The organism is Methylobacterium sp. Leaf94 (assembly GCF_001426045.1).
In the GTDB taxonomy this organism is placed as follows: Bacteria; Pseudomonadota; Alphaproteobacteria; order Rhizobiales; family Beijerinckiaceae; genus Methylobacterium.
The window spans coordinates 47,465-72,656 of record NZ_LMRM01000011.1 but is presented as its reverse complement, the minus strand read 5'-3'; the positions used below and the strand labels follow the sequence as shown (position 1 = coordinate 72,656).

25 protein-coding genes are annotated in these 25,192 nt (G+C 72.2%); 14 read left to right on the top strand and 11 right to left on the bottom strand.

Annotated features, from left to right (window positions below; translation table 11 throughout):
* Nucleotides 1-56: 56 nt before the first annotated feature.
* Nucleotides 57-1,013, top strand: coding sequence for a hypothetical protein (locus tag ASG63_RS08355; RefSeq protein ID WP_056214221.1), 957 nt, complete (start codon nt 57-59; stop codon nt 1,011-1,013).
* Between the two features lie 37 nt (nt 1,014-1,050).
* Nucleotides 1,051-1,473, top strand: a complete 423-nt coding sequence (locus ASG63_RS08350) for a hypothetical protein (protein WP_056214217.1) — start codon at nt 1,051-1,053, stop codon at nt 1,471-1,473.
* Between the two features lie 61 nt (nt 1,474-1,534).
* Here ASG63_RS08350 and thrS read toward each other — a convergent pair whose 3' ends face one another.
* Nucleotides 1,535-3,562, bottom strand: a complete 2,028-nt coding sequence (thrS, locus tag ASG63_RS08345) for a threonine--tRNA ligase (protein ID WP_056214212.1) — start codon at nt 3,560-3,562, stop codon at nt 1,535-1,537.
* A 373-nt stretch (nt 3,563-3,935) separates the two neighbouring features.
* On the opposite strand from thrS, the gene ASG63_RS08340 reads away from it, so the two are divergent.
* Nucleotides 3,936-5,327 (top strand): 2-hydroxycarboxylate transporter family protein, encoded by a 1,392-nt coding sequence (locus ASG63_RS08340; protein WP_082504147.1) that lies wholly within the window; start codon nt 3,936-3,938, stop codon nt 5,325-5,327.
* On the opposite strand, the gene yidD is transcribed toward ASG63_RS08340, so the two are convergent.
* Both yidD and ASG63_RS08330 read right to left on the bottom strand, forming a co-directional pair.
* The gene (gene yidD / locus ASG63_RS08335; protein WP_056214289.1) at nt 5,308-5,667 is read right to left on the bottom strand and encodes a membrane protein insertion efficiency factor YidD; all 360 of its coding nucleotides are present in this window, start codon (nt 5,665-5,667) and stop codon (nt 5,308-5,310) included. The two genes, ASG63_RS08340 and yidD, sit on opposite strands and share 20 nt — an antisense overlap.
* 4 nt (nt 5,668-5,671) lie before the next feature.
* Nucleotides 5,672-6,115 (bottom strand): iron-sulfur cluster assembly scaffold protein, encoded by a 444-nt coding sequence (locus ASG63_RS08330; RefSeq protein WP_056214209.1) that lies wholly within the window; start codon nt 6,113-6,115, stop codon nt 5,672-5,674.
* Between the two features lie 288 nt (nt 6,116-6,403).
* Between ASG63_RS08330 and folE the strand changes: the two genes are divergently transcribed.
* The 3 genes from folE (at nt 6,404) to ASG63_RS08315 (ending at nt 8,813) form a co-directional block, all read left to right on the top strand.
* Nucleotides 6,404-7,228: a GTP cyclohydrolase I FolE gene (folE, locus tag ASG63_RS08325; protein WP_056214206.1), complete on the top strand. Its 825-nt coding sequence runs from the start codon at nt 6,404-6,406 to the stop codon at nt 7,226-7,228.
* Nucleotides 7,229-7,256: 28 nt separating this feature from the next.
* Nucleotides 7,257-7,673, top strand: a complete 417-nt coding sequence (gene hisI / locus ASG63_RS08320) for a phosphoribosyl-AMP cyclohydrolase (protein WP_056214203.1) — start codon at nt 7,257-7,259, stop codon at nt 7,671-7,673.
* A 96-nt stretch (nt 7,674-7,769) separates the two neighbouring features.
* Nucleotides 7,770-8,813 carry a patatin-like phospholipase family protein gene (locus ASG63_RS08315; protein ID WP_443189782.1) on the top strand — a complete coding sequence of 348 codons (1,044 nt, stop codon included), beginning with the start codon at nt 7,770-7,772 and terminating at the stop codon, nt 8,811-8,813.
* Nucleotides 8,814-8,848: 35 nt separating this feature from the next.
* Here the strand turns inward: ASG63_RS08315 and ASG63_RS08310 are convergent, their stop codons facing one another.
* Both ASG63_RS08310 and ASG63_RS08305 read right to left on the bottom strand, forming a co-directional pair.
* Nucleotides 8,849-9,280 (bottom strand): CBS domain-containing protein, encoded by a 432-nt coding sequence (locus ASG63_RS08310; protein ID WP_056214200.1) that lies wholly within the window; start codon nt 9,278-9,280, stop codon nt 8,849-8,851.
* 185 nt (nt 9,281-9,465) lie between these two features.
* Entirely contained in the window at nt 9,466-10,281 is an 816-nt protein-coding gene (locus ASG63_RS08305; RefSeq protein ID WP_056214197.1) for a rhomboid family intramembrane serine protease, read from the bottom strand.
* Nucleotides 10,282-10,605: 324 nt separating this feature from the next.
* Here ASG63_RS08305 and ASG63_RS08300 point away from each other — a divergent pair, with 324 nt between their 5' ends.
* Nucleotides 10,606-11,214, top strand: coding sequence for a PAS domain-containing protein (locus tag ASG63_RS08300; protein ID WP_056214194.1), 609 nt, complete (start codon nt 10,606-10,608; stop codon nt 11,212-11,214).
* A 74-nt stretch (nt 11,215-11,288) separates the two neighbouring features.
* Nucleotides 11,289-11,915 carry a PilZ domain-containing protein gene (locus ASG63_RS08295; RefSeq protein ID WP_056214190.1) on the top strand — a complete coding sequence of 209 codons (627 nt, stop codon included), beginning with the start codon at nt 11,289-11,291 and terminating at the stop codon, nt 11,913-11,915.
* 22 nt (nt 11,916-11,937) lie between these two features.
* Here the strand turns inward: ASG63_RS08295 and ASG63_RS08290 are convergent, their stop codons facing one another.
* Nucleotides 11,938-13,239 carry a deoxyguanosinetriphosphate triphosphohydrolase gene (locus tag ASG63_RS08290; RefSeq protein ID WP_443189781.1) on the bottom strand — a complete coding sequence of 434 codons (1,302 nt, stop codon included), beginning with the start codon at nt 13,237-13,239 and terminating at the stop codon, nt 11,938-11,940.
* Nucleotides 13,240-13,403: 164 nt separating this feature from the next.
* Here ASG63_RS08290 and erpA point away from each other — a divergent pair, with 164 nt between their 5' ends.
* Complete coding sequence (gene erpA / locus ASG63_RS08285) at nt 13,404-13,730, top strand: iron-sulfur cluster insertion protein ErpA (protein ID WP_056214183.1); 327 nt, start codon at nt 13,404-13,406, stop codon at nt 13,728-13,730.
* 136 nt (nt 13,731-13,866) lie between these two features.
* Nucleotides 13,867-15,714, top strand: a complete 1,848-nt coding sequence (locus tag ASG63_RS08280) for a hypothetical protein (RefSeq protein WP_056214179.1) — start codon at nt 13,867-13,869, stop codon at nt 15,712-15,714.
* Nucleotides 15,715-15,748: 34 nt separating this feature from the next.
* Here the strand turns inward: ASG63_RS08280 and ASG63_RS08275 are convergent, their stop codons facing one another.
* From ASG63_RS08275 to ASG63_RS08260, 4 genes are all read right to left on the bottom strand, one after another.
* Nucleotides 15,749-16,474 (bottom strand): aspartate/glutamate racemase family protein, encoded by a 726-nt coding sequence (locus ASG63_RS08275; protein WP_338011813.1) that lies wholly within the window; start codon nt 16,472-16,474, stop codon nt 15,749-15,751.
* 142 nt (nt 16,475-16,616) lie between these two features.
* Nucleotides 16,617-17,501 carry a LysR family transcriptional regulator gene (locus tag ASG63_RS08270; protein WP_056214173.1) on the bottom strand — a complete coding sequence of 295 codons (885 nt, stop codon included), beginning with the start codon at nt 17,499-17,501 and terminating at the stop codon, nt 16,617-16,619.
* A gap of 64 nt (nt 17,502-17,565) precedes the next feature.
* Nucleotides 17,566-18,717, bottom strand: coding sequence for a ribonuclease D (gene rnd, locus ASG63_RS08265; RefSeq protein WP_056214169.1), 1,152 nt, complete (start codon nt 18,715-18,717; stop codon nt 17,566-17,568).
* Between the two features lie 79 nt (nt 18,718-18,796).
* Nucleotides 18,797-19,240 carry a hypothetical protein gene (locus ASG63_RS08260; protein ID WP_056214165.1) on the bottom strand — a complete coding sequence of 148 codons (444 nt, stop codon included), beginning with the start codon at nt 19,238-19,240 and terminating at the stop codon, nt 18,797-18,799.
* Nucleotides 19,241-19,425: 185 nt separating this feature from the next.
* Between ASG63_RS08260 and aspS the strand changes: the two genes are divergently transcribed.
* The 3 genes from aspS to ASG63_RS08245 all read left to right on the top strand — a co-directional run bounded on the left by aspS (nt 19,426) and on the right by ASG63_RS08245 (nt 22,142).
* Nucleotides 19,426-21,240 (top strand): aspartate--tRNA ligase, encoded by a 1,815-nt coding sequence (gene aspS, locus ASG63_RS08255; RefSeq protein WP_056214281.1) that lies wholly within the window; start codon nt 19,426-19,428, stop codon nt 21,238-21,240.
* Nucleotides 21,241-21,310: 70 nt separating this feature from the next.
* Entirely contained in the window at nt 21,311-21,619 is a 309-nt protein-coding gene (locus ASG63_RS08250) for a hypothetical protein (protein ID WP_056214162.1), read from the top strand.
* Nucleotides 21,620-21,788: 169 nt separating this feature from the next.
* The gene (locus ASG63_RS08245; RefSeq protein WP_056214159.1) at nt 21,789-22,142 is read left to right on the top strand and encodes a hypothetical protein; all 354 of its coding nucleotides are present in this window, start codon (nt 21,789-21,791) and stop codon (nt 22,140-22,142) included.
* A 3-nt stretch (nt 22,143-22,145) separates the two neighbouring features.
* Here the strand turns inward: ASG63_RS08245 and ASG63_RS08240 are convergent, their stop codons facing one another.
* Entirely contained in the window at nt 22,146-22,400 is a 255-nt protein-coding gene (locus ASG63_RS08240; RefSeq protein WP_056214155.1) for a DUF3297 family protein, read from the bottom strand.
* Nucleotides 22,401-22,790: 390 nt separating this feature from the next.
* Here ASG63_RS08240 and ASG63_RS08235 point away from each other — a divergent pair, with 390 nt between their 5' ends.
* Nucleotides 22,791-25,124, top strand: a complete 2,334-nt coding sequence (locus ASG63_RS08235) for an NADP-dependent malic enzyme (protein WP_056214152.1) — start codon at nt 22,791-22,793, stop codon at nt 25,122-25,124.
* The last annotated feature ends 68 nt before the right edge of the window (nt 25,125-25,192 follow it).

Below are 25,192 nucleotides of genomic sequence, written 5' to 3'. Positions count from 1 at the left end.
CGGCGGCGGATTGGCAACGCCGGCGGGACGCCCCGGTCGGGATTGGGAGGTGCGGGATGGCGCGGGCAGGGTACGGATCGGTCTGGCTGGGCTGCGCCCTCCTCCTCGGCGGTCACCCCGGCACCGCCGCGGCGCAGGACGGCAACGCCTTCCACAACCGGATCGGGCCCAACCTCCCCTCCCCGTCCATGCCCTCCCCGTCCATGCCCTCCCCGTCGATGTCGGACCCCTCGGCGCCGCCGCTGCCCAGCGCGGCGAGCGCGGCCCTGACCCTCACGGCGGTGTTCGCGGGCGGCGACAAGCCCCTGCGCTCCGGCCTCGCCTGGCGCATCTACGAGGACCGCACCGACGGCACGAAGCCCGGCATCGTCGCCCGCTCCGAGGCGGCCGAGCCGAGCTTCACCCTGCCGCCGGGCGCTTACGTCGCCACCGTGACCTACGGCTTCGCCAGCGCCGCGCGCCGGGTCGTCATGGCGGGCCAGCCGGCCGCCGAGCAGCTCAAGGTCAGCGCCGGGGCGCTCAAGCTCTCGGGCGCCATCGGCGACGTGAAGCTCGGCGCCGACCAGCTCGCCTTCTCGGTCTTCGTGCCGATCGGGACGAACTCCGAGGGGCGCCTCGTGCGCAGCGGCGTCAAGGCGGGCGAGCTCCTGCGCCTGCCCGAGGGCACCTACCACGTGGTCTCGACCTATGGCGGCTCGAACGCGATCCAGCGCGCCGACCTCAAGGTGGAGAACGGCAAGGTCACGGACGCCACCCTCAACCACCGCGCCGCCACCCTGACCCTGAAGCTGGTGGCGGCCGAAGGCGCCGAGGCCTTCGCCGGCACCGCCTTCAGCGTGCTGACGCCGGGCGGCGATACCATCCGCGAGGCCATCGGCGCCTTCCCGCAGGTGACCCTGGCGGAGGGGGACTACGTCCTGATCGCCCGCCACGACGGGCAGGTCTACACCCGCGAATTCAAGGTCGAGAGCGGCCTGAACCGCGACGTCGAGGTGATCGCCAAGGCGGGCTGAGCCGAGGCGTCCCGACAGGCGGAGAGAGACGACACGCATGAGGCGACTTGCGATCGGTGCCCTCGTCCTGCTCCTGGCGCCGCTTCTCCTGGTGCCGCGTCCCGCGCGGGCGCAGGGGGCGGATCCCGCGCGGGCGCTCGTGGCGGACGGCTCCGACCGGGAGATCGGTCCGGAACGCGCGGACCGGGTGATCGCCCTCCTGGGACAGGGACTGAGAACGCCCGCCACCGCCCGTTACGGCCAGCTCCGTGCCGGGCGCGCGGGGGCTTTCTGCGGCGTCGTCGACACCACCAACCGCATGGGCAATCCCGTGGGGCCCCGCCGCTTCGTCGCCGACCTCGCGGCGGGCATCGCCGGCCTCGTCCCGGACGGGCCCGAACTGCGCAACCCGGCGACGCCGCAGGATTACGCCGCCCTGCAGCGCATCCTGGCCCTCTACGCCGCCAATTGCGCCCCCTGATCCGGGCATCCCCCGGGCACCGCCCGGAGGACGCAACCGCCCGGAGGCCGAACCCGCCGCCCTACGGCGTCGGGGCCTCGCCGTGCTGGCCGTCGAGAGCGACGTCGGCGCTCGGCACGGTCTCGGCCACCGCCTCCGCCCGGATGCGATCCGGCGCGGTCGCCTCCGCCACCAGGGCGGCCAGGGTCTCGTCGAGGCCGCCCGTGCGGGTGTGCTGGCTGCCCAGGCGCCGGACCGAGACGGTGCGCTCCTCGCCCTCCTTGCGGCCGACGACGAGCATCACCGGCACCTTCGCCAGCGAGTGCTCGCGGACCTTGTAGTTGATCTTCTCGTTGCGCAGGTCGGCCTCGACGCGCAGGCCGAGGCGGGTCGCGGCGGCGACCACCGCGCGGGCGTAGGGGTCGGCATCGCCCGTGATGGTGGCGACCACCACCTGCACCGGCGCGAGCCAGAGCGGGAAATGCCCGGCGAAGTGCTCGATCAGGATCCCGGTGAAGCGCTCCAGGGAGCCGCAGATGGCGCGGTGGACCATGACCGGGGGCTTCTTGCCGCTCTCGGCATCGACGTAGAAGGCGCCGAAGCGCTCCGGCAGGTTGAAGTCCACCTGGGTCGTGCCGCACTGCCAGTCGCGCCCGATGGCGTCGCGGAGCACGTACTCGAACTTCGGCCCGTAGAAGGCGCCCTCCCCCGGGTTGATCGCGGTCCTGATCCGGCCCCCCGACTGTTCCTCGATCTGGGTGAGCACCCGGGTCATGACGTCCTCGGCATGGTCCCAGAGGGCGTCCGAGCCCACCCGCTTCTCGGGGCGGGTCGAGAGCTTCACCACGATCTCGCCGAAGCCGAAATCGGCGTAGGTGGAGAGGATCAGGTCGTTGATCTTCAGGCACTCGTCGGCGAGCTGGTCCTCGGTGCAGAAGATGTGCGCGTCGTCCTGGGTGAAGCCCCGCACCCGCATCAGGCCGTGCATGGCGCCCGAGGGCTCGTAGCGGTGGACCACGCCGAACTCGGCCATGCGCAGGGGCAGGTCGCGGTAGGATTTCAGGCCGTGCTTGAAGATCATCACGTGGCCGGGGCAGTTCATGGGCTTCAACGCGAACCAGCGCTTGTCCTCGGCCTCGTCGCCGGCGGATTGGGCCGCGAACATGTTCTCGCGGTACCAGCCCCAGTGGCCGGAGGTCTCCCACAGGGCCTTGTCGAGGATCTGGGGGGCGTTGACCTCCTGGTAGTCGCCGCGCAGGCGCCGGCGCATGTAGGCGATCAGCTCCTGGAACACGGTCCAGCCCTTGGCGTGCCAGAACACGACGCCCGGCCCCTCCTCCTGGAAGTGGAACAGGTCCATCTCGCGCCCCAGGCGCCGGTGGTCGCGGCGCTCAGCCTCCTCCAGGCGGTGCAGGTAGGCGTCGAGGTCCTCCTTGGTCGCCCAGGCGGTGCCGTAGATGCGGGTCAGCATCGGGTTTTTGGAATCGCCCCGCCAGTAGGCGCCCGCCACCTTCATCAGCTTGAAGGCGGTGCCGACCTTGCCCGTCGAGGTCATGTGCGGGCCGCGGCAGAGGTCGAACCAGTCGCCCTGGCGGTAGACCTTGAGGTCCTCGCCGGGCGGGATCGCGTCCACGAGCTCGACCTTGTAGGCCTCGCCCTTCCCGGCGAAGAGCGCCCGGATGTCGTCGCGCTTCCAGACCTCCTTGGTGAAGGGGGCGTCGCGCGCGATGAGTTCGCGCATCTTCGCCTCGATCTTCGGGAAGTCCTCCGGGGTGAAGGGCTCGTCCCGGGCGAAGTCGTAGTAGAACCCGTTCTCGATCACCGGGCCGATGGTGACCTGCGTGCCCGGCCACAGGGCCTGCACCGCCTCCGCCAGCACGTGGGCGCAGTCGTGCCGGATCAGCTCCAGGCTGCGCGGGTCGGTGCGGTCGAGGAACTCGATGCGGGCATCCTGCGCGATCGTGTCGTCGAGGTCGCGCACGGTGCCGTCGAGGGCCATGGCGACGGTGCGCTTGGCCAGGGACTTGGCGATGCCCTCGACGACGGCACGGCCGGTGATCGCGGCGTCGTAGCTGCGGGTGTTGCCGTCGGGGAAGGTCAGGATCGGCATGGCCGGGGGCTCCTTGGAGGCTCACTCCTGCGTACGCGGCAGGTAAGCGGGGGGCGGGTCGGGGTCGGCGCGGCCCCAATGCGGCGCCGCGCCGGGCCGTTTAGACCCATTCGCATCGGGAAGGAACGCGGATTCCGCGCATCCGGTCCCGGGCCCCCGGCGGCCGCTCCCGCCCCGGGTTGCTGACAATCGCCAGGGATCCTCAATCACCATCGCGGCCCGTGCCGGCCGATCAATTGACAAAGCCGGTCCAACCCGACTGATGCTCGCCGATGGCCTTCCGTGCCGCACGGTCGAGACCAGAAAAAAATCCAAGAAAACACGGACGAGCCGGCCCCGCGGGGCAAACGGGCTTTCGCCGGGAGAGACGTTCATGCCGAGCCCCGTACCGACGGCGCACCCCGAAGGCGTCGCGATCACCACGACGGCCCACCTGCCCGGGGTCCAGACCGGGACACGCTTCTGGCCTCAGGGCTGGTGGCGCCTCGTCGACCTGCAGATCGGCATCATCCCGCTGCCGGTCTACCTGATCCTGGTGGCGCTGCTCTGGGTGCTGACCGCGGAGGGCGAGATCAAGGCCGACGCGCCGACGATGATCGCCGTCCTGGTGCTCGGCGGCTTCACCTGCGCGGAGATCGGCAAGCGCCTGCCGGTCCTGCGCCAGATCGGGGCGGGGGCGATCTTCGCCACCTTCATCCCCTCGGCGCTGGTCTACTACGCGCTGATCCCGGGCCCGATCATCAAGGCGATCACGGACTTCACCAAGTTCACCAACTTCCTCTACCTCTACATCGCGGCGATCATCGTCGGCAGCATCCTGGGCATGGACCGGGCTGTGCTGATCAAGGGCTTCCTCAAGATCTTCGTCCCCCTCGGCCTCGGCTCCCTGGCGGCGGGCTGCGTCGGCACCCTGGTGGGCACCCTGCTGGGGCTCGGGGCGCACCACACCTTCTTCTTCATCGTCGTGCCGATCATGGCCGGCGGCGTCGGCGAGGGCGCGATTCCGCTCTCCATCGGCTACGGCAACATCCTCGGGATCCCGCAGGGCGACGTCTTCGCCCAGGTGCTGCCGCCCGTGATGCTGGGCAGCCTCACGGCGATCATCCTGGCCGGCACCCTCAACTGGGTGGGCAGGCGCAAACCGCACCTCACCGGCGAGGGCCGCCTGCAGCCCCACACCGAGAACGACATGGAGGCGGGCACGCCCGTGGAGACCGGCCCGATCGACGCCGCCACGGTGGCGGCGGCCGGCCTCACGGCGGTGACGCTCTACCTCCTCGGCGTGATGTGCCACCACCTCACCGGCCTGCCCGCCCCCGTGGCGATGCTGTTCCTGGCGGTGCTGGCCAAGCTCGCCAGCGCGGTCTCGCCCCGGCTCCAGGCCGGCGGCTTCATCGTCTACAAGTTCGTGCAGGTCGGCATGACCTACCCGCTGCTCTTCGCCATCGGCGTCTCGCTCACCCCCTGGGACAAGCTGGTGGCGGCCTTCACGCTGCCGAACCTGATCACCATCGTGGCCACCGTCGTCACCCTGATGGCGACGGGCTACGGCGTCGGGCGCCGGCTCGGCATGTACCCGATCGAGACCGCCATCGTGAACGCCTGCCACAGCGGCCAGGGCGGCACCGGCGACGTGGCGATCCTCACCGCCGCCAACCGGATGGCGCTGATGCCCTTCGCCCAGATCGCCACCCGCATCGGCGGCGCCCTCACGGTGACGGGGACGCTGGTGTTCCTGAAGTGGATCACGGCGGCGCCGGTCTAGGGGCGGCCCCCTCCCCCACCGCCGCGCAGGTGCAGGGCTCGCAGGCGAAGGGCGAGGGAGGCGCGTTCACGCCGCGCCAGCGGCCGTAGCGCCAGGGGGTGAACCAGGCGGCGCGCGCCGGCAGGGCCTCCGGCACCAGGTCGATGCCGTGGGTGCCGAGGGGGCCGCAGCGGCAGATGCGGGCGAACCCGATCCAGCCGCCCGCCCAGAGCCCGTGCCGCTGGATCGCCCCGTCGGTGTAGTGGGAGCACGAGGGCCAGTGCCGGCACTGGCGGCCGACCAGGCTCGATAGGGTGAGCTGATAGGTGCGGATCGCCCCGTGGGCGATGCGGCGGAGCAGCATGCTAGGCGGCCGCCACCGCCCCGGCCTCGATCCGGTCGAGGGCGTCCACCACCGCGTCGAAGGTCAGGAGCGTCGAGGCGTGCCGGGCCTTGAAGTCGCGCACCGGCTCGAGGACGGCGAGATCCGCCCAGGCGCCCGTGGGCGCCGGGCCGCCCTCCTTGAGCATCCGCCGCATGGCGGCGCGGACCGCGCGCAGCTCCCCGGCGCTGGTGCCGACCACGTGGCGGGCCATCAGCGAGGACGAGGCCTGGCCGAGGGCGCAGGCCTTCACCTCGTGGGCGAAGTCGGTGACCGTGCCGTCCCGCACCGCGAGGTCCACCGTGACGGTGGAGCCGCAGAGCTTCGAATGCGCGGTGGCACTGGCGTCCGGGGCCGCCAGGCGTCCCAGGCGCGGGATGTCGGCGGCCAGTTCGAGGATGCGACGGTTGTAGATGTCGTCGAGCATGGAATTCCGATCCTCTGGCTGTTCCGCCGGGTTCACTTGCGGTCCCGCCGGGTCCATTTGCCGTTCCGCCGGGACGGCCGGGCGCACAGCCGGCTTCCGATCCCGGAGATCTGATCCGCGCAGCCTGCATTGCGCGACGGCGCGATAACGACGATATAGGCCCCCACGCACCGTTTCGCGAGGAGGCGGCTCGTCGACCCGGGTCGCGCCCACGGCCGGGGTTGCGCCACCGCAGACGGCACCGTCCGGGCATCGGCCGTCCTCACCCGACGGCCCCATGGTTCGACGATGTACGCAAAGCCTGACAGCCACCCGATGACGACCCGGATCGCCCGGGCGGAAGATGCCATGGATGCCGCGCTCAAGTCCCTCTCCTACCGCCTGACCGAGACGGAGGAATCCGGGATGGAACCGACCCGCCAGAACGGCGCCCTCAGCGCCATGCGCAACGACAACGCGCGGGGCGAAGCGCCCGCGCCCGCGCCCGAGATCGCTCCCCTGCCCGCCTCCGCCCAGCGGGTGCCCGAGGCCATCGCCACGGGCCGTCCGAGCCGCGAGGAGGCCGAGGCCGCCGTGCGTACCCTCCTGCGCTGGGCCGGCGACGACCCGAACCGCGAGGGCCTGCGCGACACCCCCGCCCGGGTGGTGAAGGCCTACGGCCAGATCTTCGGCGGCTACGGCCAGGACGCCGACGCGCTGCTCGAGCGGGTCTTCGAGGAGGTCGAGGGCTACTCGGACATCGTGCTGGTGCGCGACATCCCGTTCTACTCCCATTGCGAGCACCACATGGTGCCCTTCATGGGGCTGGCGCACATCGCCTACTACCCGACCAAGGGCGTGGTCGGCCTGTCGAAGCTCGCCCGCGTGGTCGACACCTTCGCCCGCCGCCTGCAGACCCAGGAGACCATGACGGCCCAGATCGCCGACGTGATCGAGAGCATCCTCAAGCCCCGCGGCATCGCCGTGATGGTGGAGGCCGAGCACCTCTGCATGGCGATGCGCGGCGTCCAGAAGGCCGGCGTCTCCACCATCACCACCCAGTTCCGGGGCGCCTTCCGCAACGACGCCAACGAGCAGGTCCGCTTCCTCACCCTCGTGCGCAACAAGTCCTGAGCCGGCCCGCGATGACGTCTGTCTCCCGATGACCCGCGCCTTCCCGGAACCGGGCAGCCGGGCCGAGGTCGAGGAGGGGGCCGCCTTCACCCCCCGCTTCGACGCACACGGCCTCGTCTCCTGCATCGCCGTCGACGCCGCCGACGGGCAGGTGCTCATGCTCGCCCACATGAACGCCGAATCCCTGGCCCTCACCCTGAAGACCGGCGAGGCCTGGTACTGGTCCCGCTCCCGCGGCGCGCTCTGGCATAAGGGCGCCACCAGCGGTCAGGTCCAGCGCGTGGTCGAGATGCGGGTCGATTGCGACCAGGACGCGGTGCTGATCCGCGTCGCGGTCGGTGGCGACGGCGGCTGCTGCCACACCGGCCGGCGCGCCTGCTTCTACCGCCGCGTCGATCACGATCCGGCGACCGGCCAGGCGATTCTGCGGCCCGCCGATGCCTGATCCCGGCGCGCGGCGTGCCCGTCCGGAGCGGCGCCCGCCCCGTCGCGGTCGCCGCGTCCCGCGTTTCTTCGCCCCCTCTCCCGCATCCCGGTGTCGCTGATGTGGGACGGCCTGTCCCCGGTGCGTCCCGCCGCGGAGGTCCGCCAGGGCGCCTCCCCGCACGCGCGCTTCCCCGCCGGGGCCGTCGAGCCCGTGGCGGCGCCCCCCGCCCCCGGCCCCCGCATCGGCCTCGCCCTCGGTGGCGGCTCGGCCCGGGGCTGGTCGCAGATCGGGGTGATCGAAGTGCTGGAGGAGGCCGGACTCCACCCGGCCGTGGTGGCGGGCTGCTCCATCGGCGCGGTGGTGGGCGGCTGCTACGCGGCGGGCCAGCTCGGGCTGCTCAAGGCCTTCGCCCTGTCGCTGACCCGGCGCAGCGTGATGGGGCTCCTCGACCTGCGGCTCCGCTCCGGCCTGATCGCGGGCGACCGCCTGAAGCGGCGCCTGGAGCACGACCTCGCCGACCGCCGGATCGAGGGCCTGCCGATCCGCTTCGCCAGCGTCGCCACCGACCTCGACAGCGGCGAGGAGGTCTGGCTCACCCGGGGCAGCCTCGTGGAGGCCCTGCGCGCCTCCTACGCCCTGCCGGGCATCTTCCCGCCGGTGCGCTGCGGCGGCCGGCTCCTCCTCGACGGGACCCTGGTGAACCCGGTGCCGGTGACGATCGCCCGGGCCCTGGGGGCCGACCTCGTGATCTGCGTCAACCTCAACGGCGACCCGCGCCCCGGCGTGCGGGAGGCGGCGCCCGCGCGGGTCACGGCCGAGGCGGTGGCGCCCGCCCCCCGCCGGCCCCGGCGCTGGAGCCTGCGCCGGCCGGGTCTGCGCCGTACCGCGTCCGATCGCGCGTCCGGGCCGGCCGACGGCCTCGCCACCCCCGGCATGGCGCGGGTGATGCTCGACGCCTTCAACATCACGCAGGACCGGATCTCGCGGGCGCGCCTGGCCGGCGACCCGCCCGACATCGCCATCGTGCCCCGCCTGGCCGGGATGGGCCTGTTCGAGTTCCACCGGGCGGCCGAGGGGATCGCCATCGGCCGCGAGGCGGCGCGCGCCGCCCTGCCGCAGATCCGCGGCCTCGTGGCGGCGGCCGCCGCCCGGACCTGACTCAGGCCCGATCCTGCCTCACGCCCGCACCTGACTCAGGCCATGGTGATGTAGTCGCGCATGGCCCGGTGCTCGGCCTCGACGGCCTCGATCCGGCGCTTGACCACGTCGCCGATGGAGATGAGGCCGGCCAGCCGGTCGTCCTCGATGACGGGCACGTGGCGGAAGCGGCCCTCGGTCATGAGGTGCATGACCTCCTCGATGCTGCTGGCGCGGGTGCAGGTGGTGACCTCGGCGGTCATGTGCTCGGAGACCCGGGCGTCGAGGGCGTTGGCGCCCTTGGCGGCGAGCGCCCGCATGATGTCGCGCTCGGAGAGGATGCCGCGCACCGCCCCGTCCGCATCGCTGACGACGACGGCGCCGATGCGCTTCTCGGCCAGGAGGTGGATGGCCTCGTCGAGGGTGCGCTGGGGCTCCACCGTGACGACGGAGCGGCCCTTCTCGGCGAGGATGCGAGCAACGGTCATGGACGTGTCCTTTCCCTCAAGTCACCCCTGGGACGGGGCGGCCGGGCTTGGCCAGAACGGCAGGGTGCCCGGCTCGGTCTGCGGCGATTGTGTGGCGCGCGACCGCATATAGCAAGATCCCGCAGGATCCCGTCGCCGAGGACGCAGGATAATTCACGGTCCGGGGCGGCGGCGCGGGCCCGTCGTCAGCGCCGGGCCCGGTCGAGGAGCGGCAGCAGGAAGAAGCCCGCGACGAAGCCGCCCAGATGGGCGTCCCAGGCCACCGAGGTCGCCTCGGCGCCCAGCGGCAGGGCGATGACGCCGAACAGGAAGTTCGTCACGAGCCAGATCACCAGGAACACCACCGCGGTGCGGTTACGCATCAGCTCCGGGATGGTCTGGAGCGGGGGCGCGGACGGGCGCTGCCAGGGGGGCGCGCCGGCATAGACGGGGGGCGGCTGGAACACGAAGCGGGCCGCGGCCGCCATCAGGGCCGAGACGCCGGCCGAGGCCCCGATCAGGGGGGCGGTGCTCAGGGGGTCGAGGAGGACGTGGAGGATGCCGCCCGCCACCGCGCCCACGAGGGCAATCAGGCCGTAGCGCCAGGCGCCGTAGCGGCGGGCCACCGGCGAGCCGAAGGCGGCGAGCCAGACGGTGTTGAAGATGACGTGCATCCACGAGCCGTGCAGCAGCGCGTAGGTCGCGAAGGTCCAGGGCATCGCGGCGGGGTCGGCCACCACGTAGCGGGCGAAGGCCTGCCGGGCTTCGACCACGTCGGGGTCGCCCGCCAGGGCCGTGGCGGCCCGCAGGAGCTCCTCCGCCCGGGCCGGATCGACGGCCACACTCCAGCGCCCCGGGATCAGCGCGAGGTCGATCAGGGCGGCGATGTCCCAGGTGTCCGGCAGCACGAATTCGCGCAGGGCGTGGATGCCCACGAGCACGCCGATCGACGCGGTGACCACGCCCGGCATGTTGAAGATCGGAACGCGGTTCTGCGGCGGCAGGTCGGGGCTGGCATCCATGCGGCCACCATGTCGGGGCGGCAGGCGGGGCCGCAAGCCCCGCCATGCGGGAAACAAGCCCCGCCATGCGGGAAACAAGCTCCGCGATGCGGGAACGGGCCCCGCCGCGCGGGAAAATCCGCCGGCACGGGGCGCGTGCAAACTTGGCGGTGGACAACTCCGTCAATCCGTTAACCTTGATGAAGGGTTAAGGGGGCGCCGCGAGGGTGGTCGGCATAAGCTCTGCGCCGAGCCTGGCACAGACCTCGGGAGCGGCCCAGAACCGTCCCGAAAGCGCCCGATCCGAGAAGGTCCGTCGCCGGACCGTGCCATTGTGGGACTCCCATGAAGCATCCGACCAGCCGCCTGCTCCACGCCTACTGGGACCGGTTGCGGAATGGCCGCGCCGCGCCGGAACGCAGCGAGATCGAGCCCGGCGAGATCCGGAACCTGCTCGCCGACAGCCTGATCCTCGAGGTCGACATGGCGCGCGGGGCGGCCTCGGTCCGCCTGGCCGGGACCCATGTCTGCGCCCTGTTCGGGCGTGAGCTGAAGGGACGGGACTTCGCCGGCCTCTGGGGACGGCCCGACGCCGATCCGTGGCTGCTGGTCGAGGCCGTGGCCGTCGACACCGTCGGGGCCGTGGCGGGCCTGCAGGGCCTGACGGAGCGCGACGAGACCATCGACCTCGAGCTCCTGCTGCTGCCCCTGCGCCACCACGGCGAGACGCAGACCCGCATCCTCGGGGCCCTCAGCCCGACCTGCGTGCCGCACTGGCTCGGCCTGCGTCCCCTGACGCGGATGCGCACGACCTCCCTGCGCATCCTCGGCCACGAGACCGCCCCGGCCTCCCGCGATGCCCGGGCCACCCTGCAGAACCTGCCCGAGCCCGCCAACGACAGCGCGCCGCTCCGCCGCGGCCACCTCCTGGTCCATCCCGGCGGCCGCGCCTGACGGGCAAACCTTTCGTAACCAGCGGGTGTTAGCCTGACGGGCAGTGAAGCCTCGAAACGAGTCGCCCTGTCCCCATGATCGAGGTCGCCACCCGTCCGCCCGCGAGGCTGCCCCGTGACGTCCGCATCTCGGACCTGCGCCGGCACCACCGCGTCAAGGTCTCGATGCTGGGGCGCTACATGCTGGCGGACCGGCGGGAATATCCGTGCCAGACCGTCGACATGTCGCCGGGGGGCGTGCGCCTGAACTGCGCCGTCCCGGGCGAGGTCGGCGAGCGGGTGGTACTCTATCTCGAGCATGTCGGCCGGATCGAGGGCACCATCGCGCGCCTGATTCCCGGCGGCTTCGCCGTCCGCCTCAGCGCGACCCCGCGCAAGCGCGACAAGATCGCCTCGCAGCTGACCTGGCTCGCCAACCGCGAGAGCTTGGGCCTGCCGGAGGGCCGCACGCACGAGCGCCTGACGCCCCTGGTCACGGGCGTCGTCTTGCGCCTGGAGAGCGGGCGCGAGGTGCCGGCCCGGATCATCGACATCTCCATGTCGGGCGTGGCGCTGAGCACCACCAGCACTCCGGCCATCGGCATGAGCCTGATGGTCGGGCGCACCCCCGGCCGGGTGGTGCGCCACTTCGAGGGCGGCATCGGCGTGCACTTCATGCTGCCGATCTCCCCCGACCTGTTCCACGAGGGGCTGACGCTCTAGGGGCGCCCGGCCGCCCGGCCGCCTACGGGTCGGTGAGGGGCAGGCTGCGGTCGCCCGGGCTCCAGTGCAGGTCCGGCGTCGTCGCGAACAGGCGTCGGTGGGCCAGCACCGCGTAGGTGTCGGTCATGCCCGCGATGTAGTCGGCGACCCGGCGGGCGACGCGTCCCGGCTCCGCCCCGTCCAGCCCCGCCGACCATTCCGCCGGCATCGCCCCGGGCTCCGCCGTGAACCGGTCGAACAGGTCGGACACGATGGTGTTGGCCTTGGCCCGCACCGCGAGCACGCCGGGATGGCGGTACATCCGGGCGAACAGGAAGGCCTTGATCGCCGCATCCGCCTCCGCGATCGCCGCCGAGAAGGCGACGACCGGGGCCTGCGCCGCCCGGATGTCGGCCACGGTGCGCGGGTTCAGGGCCGCGAGGCGCCGGGTGCTCTCGGTGATGACGTCCTCCACGAAGCGGGTGATGACGCGCCGCGCCAGCTCGTGGATCCTTCGCGAGGGCTCGAGGCTCGGGTACAGGCCCTCGATCTCGTCGAGCAGGCTCCGCAGGAACGGCACCGCGGCGAGGTCGGCGAGGTCGAACAGGCCGGCGCGCAGGCCGTCGTCGAGGTCGTGGCTGTCGTAGGCGATGTCGTCGGCCAGCGCCGCGGCCTGCGCCTCGGGCCCGGCGAAGCGGTTCAGTTCCAGGTCGTTGAGGGCGTTGTATTCGAGGATCGCGGCCGGGATGCCGCGGCCCGTCCAGCGCCGGGTGGGGCGCCCGTCCGGCTCCAGCAGCGGGCCGTTGTGCTTGACGAGGCCCTCCAGGGTCTCCCAGGCGAGGTTGAGGCCGTCGAAGCCGGCATAGCGCCGCTCCAGCCGGGTGACGATGCGCAGGGCCTGGGCGTTGTGGTCGAAACCGCCCTGGTCCGCCAGGCAGGCATCGAGGGTGTCCTCTCCCGTGTGCCCGAAGCAGGTGTGGCCGAGGTCGTGGCTCAGCGCCAGGGCCTCGGCGAGGTCCTCGTCGAGGCCCAGCGCCCGGGCGAGGGCCCGGGCGATCTGGCTCACCTCCAGGGTGTGGGTCAGCCGCGTCCGGTAATGGTCGCCCTCGTGATGGACGAAGACCTGGGTCTTGTGCTTGAGGCGCCGGAAGGCGGAGGAATGGATGATGCGGTCGCGGTCCCGCTGGAAGTCGCTGCGCGTGGGCGAGATCGCCTCCGGGATCAGGCGCCCGCGGGTGGCCGCCGGATCGGTGGCGTAGGGCGCCCGCCAGCGCTCGCCGCGCCGCCGCGCCGCGCCGGGGCCTGTCTCGTCCGCCTGCATCACGTGTCGCCGCCCCACATTCATCGACCGATCCTGGTCCGCCCGCCTCGGCCCGGTCCCCCGACGCGTTGCAGCATTAGGGTCCCAGGCATATCTTGTGTTCCCTAGCAGTTGTTCCAACGCCGCCACGGTCCACGATCGGCCGGGACGGCCGGCGGATCTCGAGAGCACCCCGCGAGAATACCCCGATGGCCGACATCACCCTGACGCCCCGCGCCGCCAAGCGCATCAACGAGATCATGGGCGCCGAGCCGCCCGGCGCCTCCCTGCGGATCAGCGTGAACGGCGGCGGCTGCTCGGGCTTCTCCTACGCCTTCGACATCGAGCAGGCGCGGGCCGCCGACGACGTCGCGATCGAGCGCGACGGCGCCACCGTCCTGGTCGACCCGATGTCGCTGGAATACATGAGCGGTTCGACCATCGATTTCGTGAACGACCTGATCGGGCAATCCTTCAAGATCGAGAACCCCCAGGCCACCGCCTCCTGTGGCTGCGGAACCTCGTTCTCGCTGTGAATGCGGCGCGGCCCCCGCGGGGGCCCGCCCCCGCGATTGCCTCCCGCGTGAAACTGCGGCACGGATGGGCCCTCTCCCCGACGCCTCCGGGCCTTTCCCCTGAAAGCGCCTCTTCGCCAGCGATCCGGATAAGCCCATGACCTGCTCGAAAGGCCGCCCCCTCCTCGCGTGGGCGACCGGTGCCTCGGCCTGCGTCCTCGTCCTCCTCGGCGCGGGGAGCGCCGTGCAGCCCGGCGCGGCGCGGGCCCAGGAGGCCGCCTCGGCGGTCCAGGACGTCACCCTGCAGGACGTCACCCTGACCTTCGGCGACACGGTGCTGAAGGCCCCGCGCCTCACCGCCAGCGGCACCCGCCTCTCGAAGGACGAACTCACCGCCCTGCTCAAGCCCGGCCCCGGCGAATCCTGGGCCGCCCGCCTCGTGCGCCTCGACGCCGCGAGCCTGGCGATGCCCGAATTGCGGGTGGAGCGTACCGGCACCGCCGGGGCGACGCCGGTGGTCACCTATCGCGACGTGGTGGCCCGCGACGTCCGCGCCGGGCGCGCCGCCGAGCTCACCGCCGCCGGGGCCTCGATCCTCCTGGAGGGCGGCCCCCAGAAGGGCACCGGCACCTACGGCCGGATGCGGGCGACCGATCTCGACCTGACCGTCCTCGCCCGCCTCTACGGCGAGCCGGGCGACGGCAAGAGCGCCCTGCAGCGGATCTACGCCACCTTCGCGGTCGACGACGTCGCCTACGTGGATGCCCGGGGCACCGCCGTGAAGATCGCCCGGATCGAGGGGCGCGACCTCAGCGGCCGCCAGATCCCGGCGACCTGGACGGGGGCGCTCCAGGCCTTCACGGCCGTCGACTACGAGCGGCTCGCGCCGCCCGAGCGCGCGCGGCTGATGAGCCTCGGGGCCGACCTCGCCGAAGCGGTCTCCGTCGGTTCCCTGGAGGCCACCGGCCTCAGCATCCAGGAGGCCAAGCCCCGGGACGCCTTCAGCCTCGGCATCGCCCGCCTCGGGCTGACCGGCGCCGGCCTCCTCCTGGAGGATATCCGCTTCGCGGGCATCGACGGGGCCAAGGCGCGCCTCGCCCGGCTCTCCCTCGACGGCTTCTCCCTCGGCCCGACGGTCGCGGCCCTGCGCAAGCTCGCCACCCTGACCACGCCGCCCTCGGACGGCGAGCTGCGCCTGCTGACGCCGGCCCTCGGCACCCTGGCCCTGAAGGATCTCAGCCTTGACCTGCCGCCCGAGGCGAAGGCGCCCCGCGACCCTGCCGACAGGGCCTTGGCCGATAAGGCCTTGGCCGACCGGGCGCCGCCCGCCCCGACCCATGTGGGCCTGCGCGACGGCTCGATGAACTTCGCGCCCCCGCGGGACGGGGTGCCGACGGCCGGGCGCCTGAGCCTGTCGGGCCTCACCCTGCCGGCCTCCGCGGTGGCGGGGGTGCCGGGCCTCGGCTCCCTCGGCCTCTACGGCTACAGCGACCTCGACCTCGCCCTGGTGGCCGACACCTCCTGGGACGAGGCCGCCCGCGAGCTCAAGCTCGGCGAGGTCTCGGTCTCCGGCAAGGACATGGGCAGCCTGCGCCTCAACGGCATGATCGGCGGCATCGGCCCGGAGGTCTTCAACCCGGACATGGCGGTGTCGAGCTTCGCCATGCTGTCGGCCACCGCCAAGGCCCTCGACCTGACCATCGAGAACACCGGCCTGTTCGACCGCTTCATCGCCGCGCAGTCGAAGGTGCTCAGCCTGAAGCCCGAGGAGCTGAAGCAGGAATACGTCACTGCGAGCGTGTTCGGCGTGCCCGCGATCCTCGGCAACTCGGCGGGCGCCAAGGCGATCGGCGCCGCGATGGGCCAGTTCGTGACCAAGCCCGGCACCCTCTCGGTCAGCTTGCGGCCGAAGAACGCCGCCGGCATCGGCATGCTGGAGTTCAGCGCCGCCTCGACCCCGGCCGCCCTGTTCGATCGCCTCGAGGTCAACGCCAAGGCAAACTGAGACAGACGACGGAGGGTCGAGCCGGCCTGACCGATCACGCCGCCCGGCGGGCCGGCGCGGCCGCCGCCACGCAGGCCCGCGCCAGGGCGTCGGTGGCGTCGAGCAGGACCGCGCTCGCCGGACCGGCCGGATCGGCCAGGGCGAGGGGGATCTCGGTGCAGGCCATCACCACCTGCCGGCACCCCTCCGCCACCAGCCCCGCGGCCGCGGCCTCCAGCAGGGGCCGGGCCTGCGCCCCCTGCCCCGCCTTGACGAGGCGGACCGCCCGCATCACCGCCGCCTGGTCCGCGGGCACGCGGCAGGTGAAGCCGTGGCGGCCGAGGTGCCGGGGATAGAGCCCGGACCGGAGGGTGCCGTCGGTGGCGAGCAGCCCCACCGGGCCGCCCGCGAGGCCCCGGCGGGCGAGCCCCGCCGCCACCGCATCGACGATGTGCAGGATCGGGACGGGGGTCAGCGCCTGGAGCGCGCCGTGCCAGTGATGGGCGGTGTTGCAGGGGATCGCGAGGCGGGTGGCGCCGGCGGCCTCGAGGCGGCGCAGGGCCAGGGTCATCGCCGGCAGCGGGTCGGGCCCCTCCCCCAGGATGGCCCGGGTCCGGTCGGGAATGTCGGCGGCCTGGGCCACCATCACGGCGAGATGGTCCTGGTCGCGGGCGGCCGGCGTCGCCTCCACGAGCTTCCGCAGGAAATCCACCGTCGCCATCGGCCCCATGCCGCCCAGGACGCCCAGCAATGGCACGCCCGGCCCTTCGCTCCCCGCCATCGTCCCGATCCCCGTCGCGCGTCCCGCGGACGGGATGCGCGAAGACCGGCGCGGGGGCCAATGCCGTGTCGGAACGGCCCATGCGGGTTCGGACTAACCCGCCCCGAACGTCACGCGGGTTCGGACGAACCTGTCCCGAGCGTCAGGCGGGTTCGGACGCCGCCGCCCAGATCGCCGCCACGGCGGCGCGTGCCCGGGGGCCGTGGGCCGGGGCGCCGTTGCGGTAGAGGCGGATCTCCAGGGGCACCGCCGGCCCGGCGGCGACGAGGCGGCCCTCGGCGAGTTCCCGGATGACGAGGCTGCGCGGCACGAAGGCGAGGCCGTGTCCCTCGAGGGCCATGCATTTCAGGGCCTCGGCCATGGGGTTGGCGTGGACCACCGGCCCCGGCGGCAGGCCGAGCTCGGCCTGCGCGAGCGCGCTGACGCGGCCGAGGAAGGAATCCCGTCCGTAGTCGAGGCGCGGCACCGGCCGGCCCTCCGCCCCGGCGGCGAGGTCCGGGCTCCGCACCGGAACAAGCGCGTCGGCGCCGACGACCCGGTGGGGGTAGAGCGCCGGGTCGAGGGGGATCGGCACGCCCGGATGGTGGAAGGTCAGGAGGAAGTCCGCGCCGCCCTCCACCAGGGCCTGGAGGCAGTCGTGGAAGTCGTCCGGCAGGAGCCGCGTCGCCACCGGTCCGGTGCGCGCGGCGAGGGTCCGGAACCAGGCGGGAAAGAACGTCAGGGCCAGGGTGTGCAGCCCGGCGATCCGCACCAGGGGCTCGGGGGAGTCGAGGCCGGCGCGCAGGTCCGCCCGGGCGCCGAGGAGCACCCGCACGCTCTCCTCGGCGGTGTCGCGGAAGCGGCGGCCCTCCGGGGTCAGGGTGGTGGGGTAGGTGCTGCGGTCGACCAGGGCCACCCCGAGCCAGAGTTCGAGGGCCCGGATGCGCCGGCTGAAGGCCGACTGGGTGACGTGGCGGGCTTCCGCCGAGCGGGAGAAGCTGCGGGTCTGGGCGAGGCTGAGGAAATCCTCCAGCCACTTCAGCTCCACGACGGCCGCCCGACCGGGCCTCCGCCGCGGCGCGTCGCGCCCGAAAGACTCGCGCCGGACGGACTCACGCCAGGTCGCGCACCACCACCCGGCCGCGCTCGGCCGAGAGGGCGAGGCGGCCGCTCTTCAGGGCCAGGGCCTTCTCGCCGAACAGCGCCCGGCGCCAGCCGTGCAGCACGGCCACGTCGGCCGCGTCGTCCTCCGCGATGGCCTCGAGGTCGTCCACCGTGGCGATGATCTTCGGGGCGACGCCCTCGGTCTCGCATACGGCCTTCAGCAGGACCTTGAGCAGCTCGACCAGCGCCCCGTTGCCGCCCCGGCTGCGGGTGCGCTCGGGCGGGGCGATGTCCGAGAGGTCGCGTGCGAAGCCCCGCTCCACCGCCGCCAGGATGTCGGTGCCGGTGCGCGAACGCTCGAAGCCGGCGGGAATGGATCGCAGGCGCCCCAGCGCCTCGACGCTGCGGGGCGCCGAGGTCGCCACGTCGATCACCGCCTCGTCCTTGAGGATGCGCCCGCGCGGCACGTTGCGGCTCTGGGCCTCGCGCTCGCGCCAGGCGGCGACCTCCATCAGCACGGCGATCTCGCGGGGCTTGCGCATCCGCCCCGACAGGCGGCGCCAGGCGGAGGCCGGATCGGCCCGGTAGGTCTCCGGCGAGGTAAGCACGCTCATCTCCTCGTCGAGCCACTCGCCGCGATCGGTGGACAGGAGCTGGCCCGCCAGCACCTCGTAGACCTTCACCAGGTGCGTCACGTCGGAGAGGGCGTAGCTGAGCTGGGCGTCCGAGAGCGGCCGGCGCGACCAGTCGGTGAAGCGCGAGGACTTGTCGATCTTGGCCTTGGCCACGTCGTTGACCAGCTGCTCGTAGGAGACCGAGTCGCCGTAGCCGCAGACCATGGCGGCGACCTGGGTGTCGAAGAACGGCTGCGGCAGCAGGCCCCCGAGGAGCCAGATGATCTCCAGGTCCTGGCGGGCGGAGTGGAACACCTTCACCACGCCCTCGTCGGCCATCAGGGCGAAGAACGGCGCCAGGTCGATGTCGGGGGAGAGGGGGTCGACGAGCACGCCCGTGCCGTCGGGCGCCGCCATCTGGATGAGGCAGAGCTTCGGATAGTAGGTCGTCTCGCGCATGAACTCCGTGTCGACGGTCACGAAGGGATGGGCGGACAGGCGGGTGCAGGCCTCGGCCAGGTCCGCAGTGGTGGCGATCAGATCCATGAATCGGCTATACCGAAGGTTCTCGCCCCAGGCGAGGGACGCCGGACCCGGTCACCAGAATTCGAAGCCGCGAATACCCCTAGGCGGCGACCTCGCGCGGCCCGGCGCGCGTCTTCACCGGGCGGCGCCGGGCCGCCAGCGCCCGGATCTGGGCCGCGCGCTCCCGGCGCTGTGCCTCGGCCCGGGCCAGGAGCCAGTCGAGAATGCCGGCCTCGAGCCGCGTGGTGCTCGCCGGATCGATGAGCCGGCGGATGCGGTCGGCGCGAAATCCCCGGTAGCCGCCCCGCCCCCGGTCGATGCCGCCCAAGAGCGTCCGGCCCGGCCCGAGCTTCAGCTCGCGCGCCTCGACCCGCCGGGTGCTCCAAGCCCCGCGCGAATCCTCGTAGACGATCTCGAAGGTGCCCTCGAGGGGCAGGACGCGCCACCGGCCCTCCTGCCGCTCGCCCGTCGCGGGTGCGGCGGTCGCGGCCTCGCGAGTCGCTCCCGCCTGACGCAGAATGTCGAAAAAAGCGTTTGAATTCATAGGCCTGATATGGGAATCGCCGGGCGATTCCGGAAGGGTTCCGGGCCTGGATCCGCCGGGTTTCGGCGGCCTTCGGGCCTCACCCGCGCATCGCCGTCGCCTTGACTTCACCTCCCCCGCGTGAATGGTGCGCCGCTCAATCCCCAAAGCCCGTGATCCGTCAGCCCGTTATGCAGCAGCCCGTCATGCACCGTTACCGGACCCATACCTGCGGGGCGCTCCGGCCGTCCGACGTCGGCGAGAGCGTCCGCCTCTCCGGCTGGTGCCACCGCATCCGCGACCATGGCGGCGTGCTGTTCATCGACCTGCGCGACCATTACGGCCTGACCCAGTGCGTGGTGGATTCGGATTCGAAGGCCTTCCAGGCCGCCAACGCGGCGCGCTCGGAATGGGTCATCCGCATCGACGGCCGGGTCCGCACCCGCCCCGCCGGCACCGAGAACCCGGACCTGCCCACCGGCACGCTGGAGGTCTACATCGACGACCTCGAGGTGCTCGGCCCCGCGGGCGAATTGCCGATGCCGGTCTTCGGCGACCTCGACTACCCGGAGGAGACGCGGCTCAAGTACCGCTTCCTCGACCTGCGGCGCGAGAAGCTGCACGCCAACATCATGAAGCGCGGGGCGATCATCGACAGCCTGCGCCGGCGCATGCGCGAGGGCGGCTTCTTCGAGTTCCAGACGCCGATCCTCACCGCCTCCTCGCCGGAGGGCGCGCGCGACTACCTCGTCCCGTCCCGCGTCCACCCGGGCAAGTTCTACGCGCTGCCGCAGGCCCCGCAGCAGTTCAAGCAGCTGACGATGATCGCGGGCTTCGACCGCTACTTCCAGATCGCGCCCTGCTTCCGCGACGAGGATGCCCGCGCCGACCGCTCGCCGGGCGAGTTCTACCAGCTCGACATCGAGATGAGCTTCGTCACGCAGGAGGACGTGTTCCAGGCGGTGGAGCCGGTGCTGCGCTCGGTCTTCGAGGAATTCGCCGAGGGCAAGCGCGTCACCGGTACCTTCCCGCGCATCCCCTATGCCGAGGCGATGCTGAAATACGGCGTCGACAAGCCGGACCTGCGCAACCCGCTGATCATCGCCGACGTGACGGCCGCGTTCGCCCGCGAGGACGTGGCGTTCAAGGCCTTCAAGGGCGTGATCGCCTCCGGCGGCGTGGTCCGGGCCATCCCGGCCACGGGGGCGGCGACCCAGCCGCGCTCGTTCTTCGACAAGCTCAACGACTTCGCCCGCGCCGAGGGCGCGCCGGGCCTCGGCTACATCATCTTCGAGGACGACAACGGCACGCTCACCGGCAAGGGCCCGATCGCCAAGTTCATCCCCGCCGAAGTCCAGGCCCTGATCGCGGAGAAGACCGGGACCAAGGCCGGGGACGCGGTGTTCTTCTCGGCCGGCACCGAGGCCAAGGCGGCGGCGCTCGCCGGCAAGGCCCGCATCCGCATCGGCGACGAGCTCGGCCTGTCCGACAAGGACCAGTACGCGTTCTGCTGGATCACCGACTTCCCGATGTACGAGTGGAACGAGGACGAGAAGCGGATCGACTTCTCGCACAACCCGTTCTCGATGCCGAACTTCGACCGGGAGGCGTTCCTGGCCCTCGACCCGGCGGATGCCGAGACGATCCTGAACATCAAGGCGTTCCAGTACGACATCGTCTGCAACGGCACCGAGCTGTCCTCGGGCGCGATCCGCAACCATCGCCCCGACGTGATGGAGAAGGCCTTCGGCATCGCCGGCTACGGCGTCGAGGTGCTGGAGGAGAAGTTCGGCGGCATGCTCAACGCCCTGAAGCTCGGCGCCCCCCCGCACGGCGGCATCGCGCCGGGCATCGACCGCATCGTCATGCTGCTCTGCGGCGAACAGAACCTGCGCGAGGTCGTGCTGTTCCCCATGAACCAGCGCGCCGAGGACCTGATGATGGGCGCCCCGGCCGAGGCCACGCCGAAGCAGCTGCGCGAGCTCCACATCCGCCTCAACCTGCCCGAGAAGGGCGCCTGAGGAGGCCGTCCTCGGGCCGTCCCCGCAGGGGGAGCGGCCCGAGACCGTGGGCTCACGGGACGTCGCGCGCATGACCGTCCTCCGGCCCGCCGAGGCCCTGGCCCGCGCCGTCGCGATTCTCGCGGCGCAGGGCTTCGCGGTGGTGGCGCGCAACACCCGGGGCGACAGCGTCTATCTCAAGCCCGCGGCCTGTGCCTTCGCCCTACGGGTCTCGAACCACGCCCGCACACCGAAGCAGCGCAAGAACCACCCCGACGCCATCACCAGCCTCGTCCTGCGCGACCCGACCTCCGAGGCGGCTCTGGCGGAGGCGGTCGCCGTGGCGGTGCGGAATTTCAACGGCGAGCGGGCGAAGCGGGAGCGGGCGGGTCCGGCCTGATCGGGACGCCCGAGGCGCGATTCCCGACTTCCCCAAGCGCGAAAGAGTGCAACTTGAGGATGTATAGTCCCTGCAGCGGCGAGATCGGACGAGCGGACCGCTGACGGTGCGATACGACGACCTGATTCAGATCGGATCTGACTGTCTCCGGCTTCGTCCGGTTCGCCACGTGGCCCTGCGCGTCCTGATCGACCGCGGTTCCCACGAGGACTTCCGTACCCCGCACGGGAGGATGGTGCGGACCTTCCTGCCGGGGGCCGATCTTCTGACGAGCCTCCTGGATGCGGCGGGGGCGCTCTGCGAAACCCTGGAGCCGGAGCTTCGCGAAGACCGGTCCCCCGACATTGACGGGTTCCGGCGCCGCCGCCGGATGGTCCTGAGCGTCGCCGAACCGCTGCGCGCCGGCGACCGGGCCGCGCTTGCGAAAATCCTGCACGGCTGGGAGGCGGACAACAGCCGCGGCACCAGGATCGCGCCCTACGGGGCGCCGACGCCGTTCCCCCTGGAGGCGGCGTCGGCCTGAGCCTCAGGCTTCGGCCGGCGCGTCATCGCGAAAGTAGGGCTCCACGGGGCCCTTGAGCTTCACCGTCATCGGGTTGCCGGCCCGGTCCAGGGTCTTGCCGGCCGAGAGGCGGACCCAGCCTTCGCTGACGCAGTATTCCTCGACATTGGTCTTCTCGACGCCCTTGAAGCGGATGCCGATGCCGCGCTCGAGCATCTTCTCGTCGTAGTACGGGCTGTTGGGATTCACAGCGAGGCGGTCGGGGGGCGTGTCGGACATCGTCGCGGGCCTTGGATCGTTTCACGTCGTGCGGTGGGGACGGCGAGCGCTAGCGGGTACGGGATTCGGCGCGAGGCCGCAACGCCGGGCCGTCCGGAGCGCGCGTCGCGGGGGCGGCCAGGAACGCAATCCCCGTCGCGATGGAACAAAATCCGCCGATCGTCAGCGTCGGGCCGCGGTCCGGACGCGACAGGAATGCCCCGCCGTAGGAGTTTGTGCCGAAGGGAAAACCGGCCCGAAGGGCGGGCGGGCACGGTCGATTCGGGGTCTCCGCGCGCGGGTTGCGCCCATCCGGCAGCCGGTGCAACAGGAGCCCCCAGCGAAGATCCCGCCGATGATGGGAGACGCGCTCCGACGCCGGGGCAGCGCGCAATCCTCAGGAGGACGACCATGGGCGACAATATGTCCGACGATCTCAAGTCGGGAGCGCTCGTCTATCACCGACTGCCGCGGCCCGGGAAACTGGAGATCCAGGCGACCAAGCCGCTGGGCAACCAGCGCGACCTGGCGCTGGCCTACTCGCCCGGCGTCGCCGCCGCCTGCATGGCGATCCACGAGGATCCGCAGGAGGCCGCCACCCTTACCATCCGGCAGAACCTCGTCGCGGTGCTCACCAACGGCACGGCCGTGCTCGGCCTCGGCGACATCGGGCCGCTCGCCTCGAAGCCCGTGATGGAGGGCAAGGCCGTCCTGTTCAAGAAGTTCGCCGGCATCGACGTGTTCGACATCGAGGTCGCCCAGCACGACGTGGCCAAGCTCGTCGACGTGGTCTGCGCCCTGGAGCCGACCTTCGGCGGCATCAACCTCGAGGACATCAAGGCGCCGGAGTGCTTCGAGGTCGAGGAGCAGTGCCGGGCCCGGATGAACATCCCGGTCTTCCACGACGACCAGCACGGCACCGCGATCATCGTGGCGGCCGCCGTCCTCAACGGCCTGGAGCTCGCCGGCAAGCAGCTCTCCGACGTCCGCATCGTCACCTCGGGCGCGGGTGCGGCGGCGCTCGCCTGCCTCAACCTGCTGGTGTCGCTGGGCGCCCGCGTCGAGAACATCACCGTCACCGACATCAAGGGCGTGGTCTACAAGGGCCGGCCCGAGCTGATGGACCGCTGGAAGGACGTCTACGCCCAGGAGACGCAGGCCCGGACCCTGGCCGAGGTGATCCCCGGCGCCGACGTGTTCATCGGCCTCTCGGCCGGCGGCGTCCTGAAGCCCGAATACCTGGAAACGATGGCCGACAAGCCGCTGATCATGGCGCTGGCCAACCCCTACCCCGAGATCATGCCGGACCTGGCGCAGGAGAAGCGCCCCGACGCGATGATCTGCACCGGGCGCTCGGACTTCCCCAACCAGGTCAACAACGTCCTGTGCTTCCCCTACATCTTCCGGGGCGCCCTCGACGTCGGCGCCACCTCGATCAACGAGGAGATGAAGCAGGCCGCCGTGAAGGCGATCGCCGCGCTCGCCCGCGAGACGCCCTCCGACGTGGTCGCCCGCGCCTATGGCGGCGAGGCCCGGCCCTTCGGCCCGCGCTCGCTGATCCCGAGCCCGTTCGACCCCCGCCTGATCCTGCGCATCGCCCCGGCCGTGGCCCAGGCCGCGATGGATTCGGGCGTCGCCGGGCGGCCGCTCGAGAACATCCAGGCCTATACCGACAGCCTCGACCGCTTCGTCCACCGCTCGGGCTTCATCATGAAGCCGATCTTCTCCAAGGCGAAGGAGAACCCCAAGCGGGTCATCTACACCGAGGGCGAGGACGAGCGCGTGCTGCGCGCCGCCCAGGCGATCTGCGAGGACAAGGTCGCGCGGCCGATCCTCGTCGGCCGGCCCCGGGTGATCGAGACCCGGATCAAGCGCTTCGGCCTCTCCCTGAAGCAGGGCGTCGATTTCGACCTGATCGATCCCGAGGACGATCCGCGCTACCGCGACTACGTCGCCACCTACCTGGAGGCCGCCGGCCGGCGCGGCATCACGCCCGACGCCGCCCGCACCCTGGTGCGCACCAACAACACGGTGATCGGCGCCATCGCGGTGCGCCGCGGCGAGGCGGACGCGCTGATCTGCGGCCTCGAGGGCCGCTTCGAGACCCGCCTGCGGGTGATCCGCGACGTGATCGGCCTCGCGCCCGGCGTGCTCGATTTCGCCGCCATGAGCCTGATCGTCACCAAGGAGGGCGCCTACTTCCTCGCCGACACCCATGTGCGGCCGGATCCCAGCGCGGAGGAGATCGCCGACGTCGCCGTGGCCTGCGCCGAGCATGTCAGCCGCTTCGGCCTGACCCCGAAGATCGCGCTCCTCAGCCACTCGGATTTCGGCCAGTCGGATTCGCGTTCGGCGGTGAAGATGCGCACCGCCCTGGGCCTGATCCGCGAGCGCCGCTCCGACCTCGAGGTCGACGGGGAGATGCAGGCCGATTCCGCCCTGTCGGAGCTGATTCGCGACCGGGTGATGCCGGCCTCGCGCCTGAAGGGCGCGGCCAACGTGCTGATCCTGCCGAACCTGGATGCGGCCAACATCGCCTTCCAGTTCGCCAAGGTGCTGGCCGACGCCCTGCCCGTCGGGCCCCTGCTCATCGGCCCGGCCAAGCCCGCCCACATCCTGTCGCCCTCGGTGACCGCCCGCGGCATCGTCAACGTCACGGCCGCCGCCGTGGTCGAGGCGCAGGCGGCCGAGGTCGGCGCCAGCCCGGTGCTGGCCGAACCCGGCGTCGGGCCGACCTCCGCCTGAGGGCGGCGACGGCGTCCGGCAAGGGCGAGACCCGCGCGCCGGACGCAGGGGCGGCGGCCGGTCCGCCG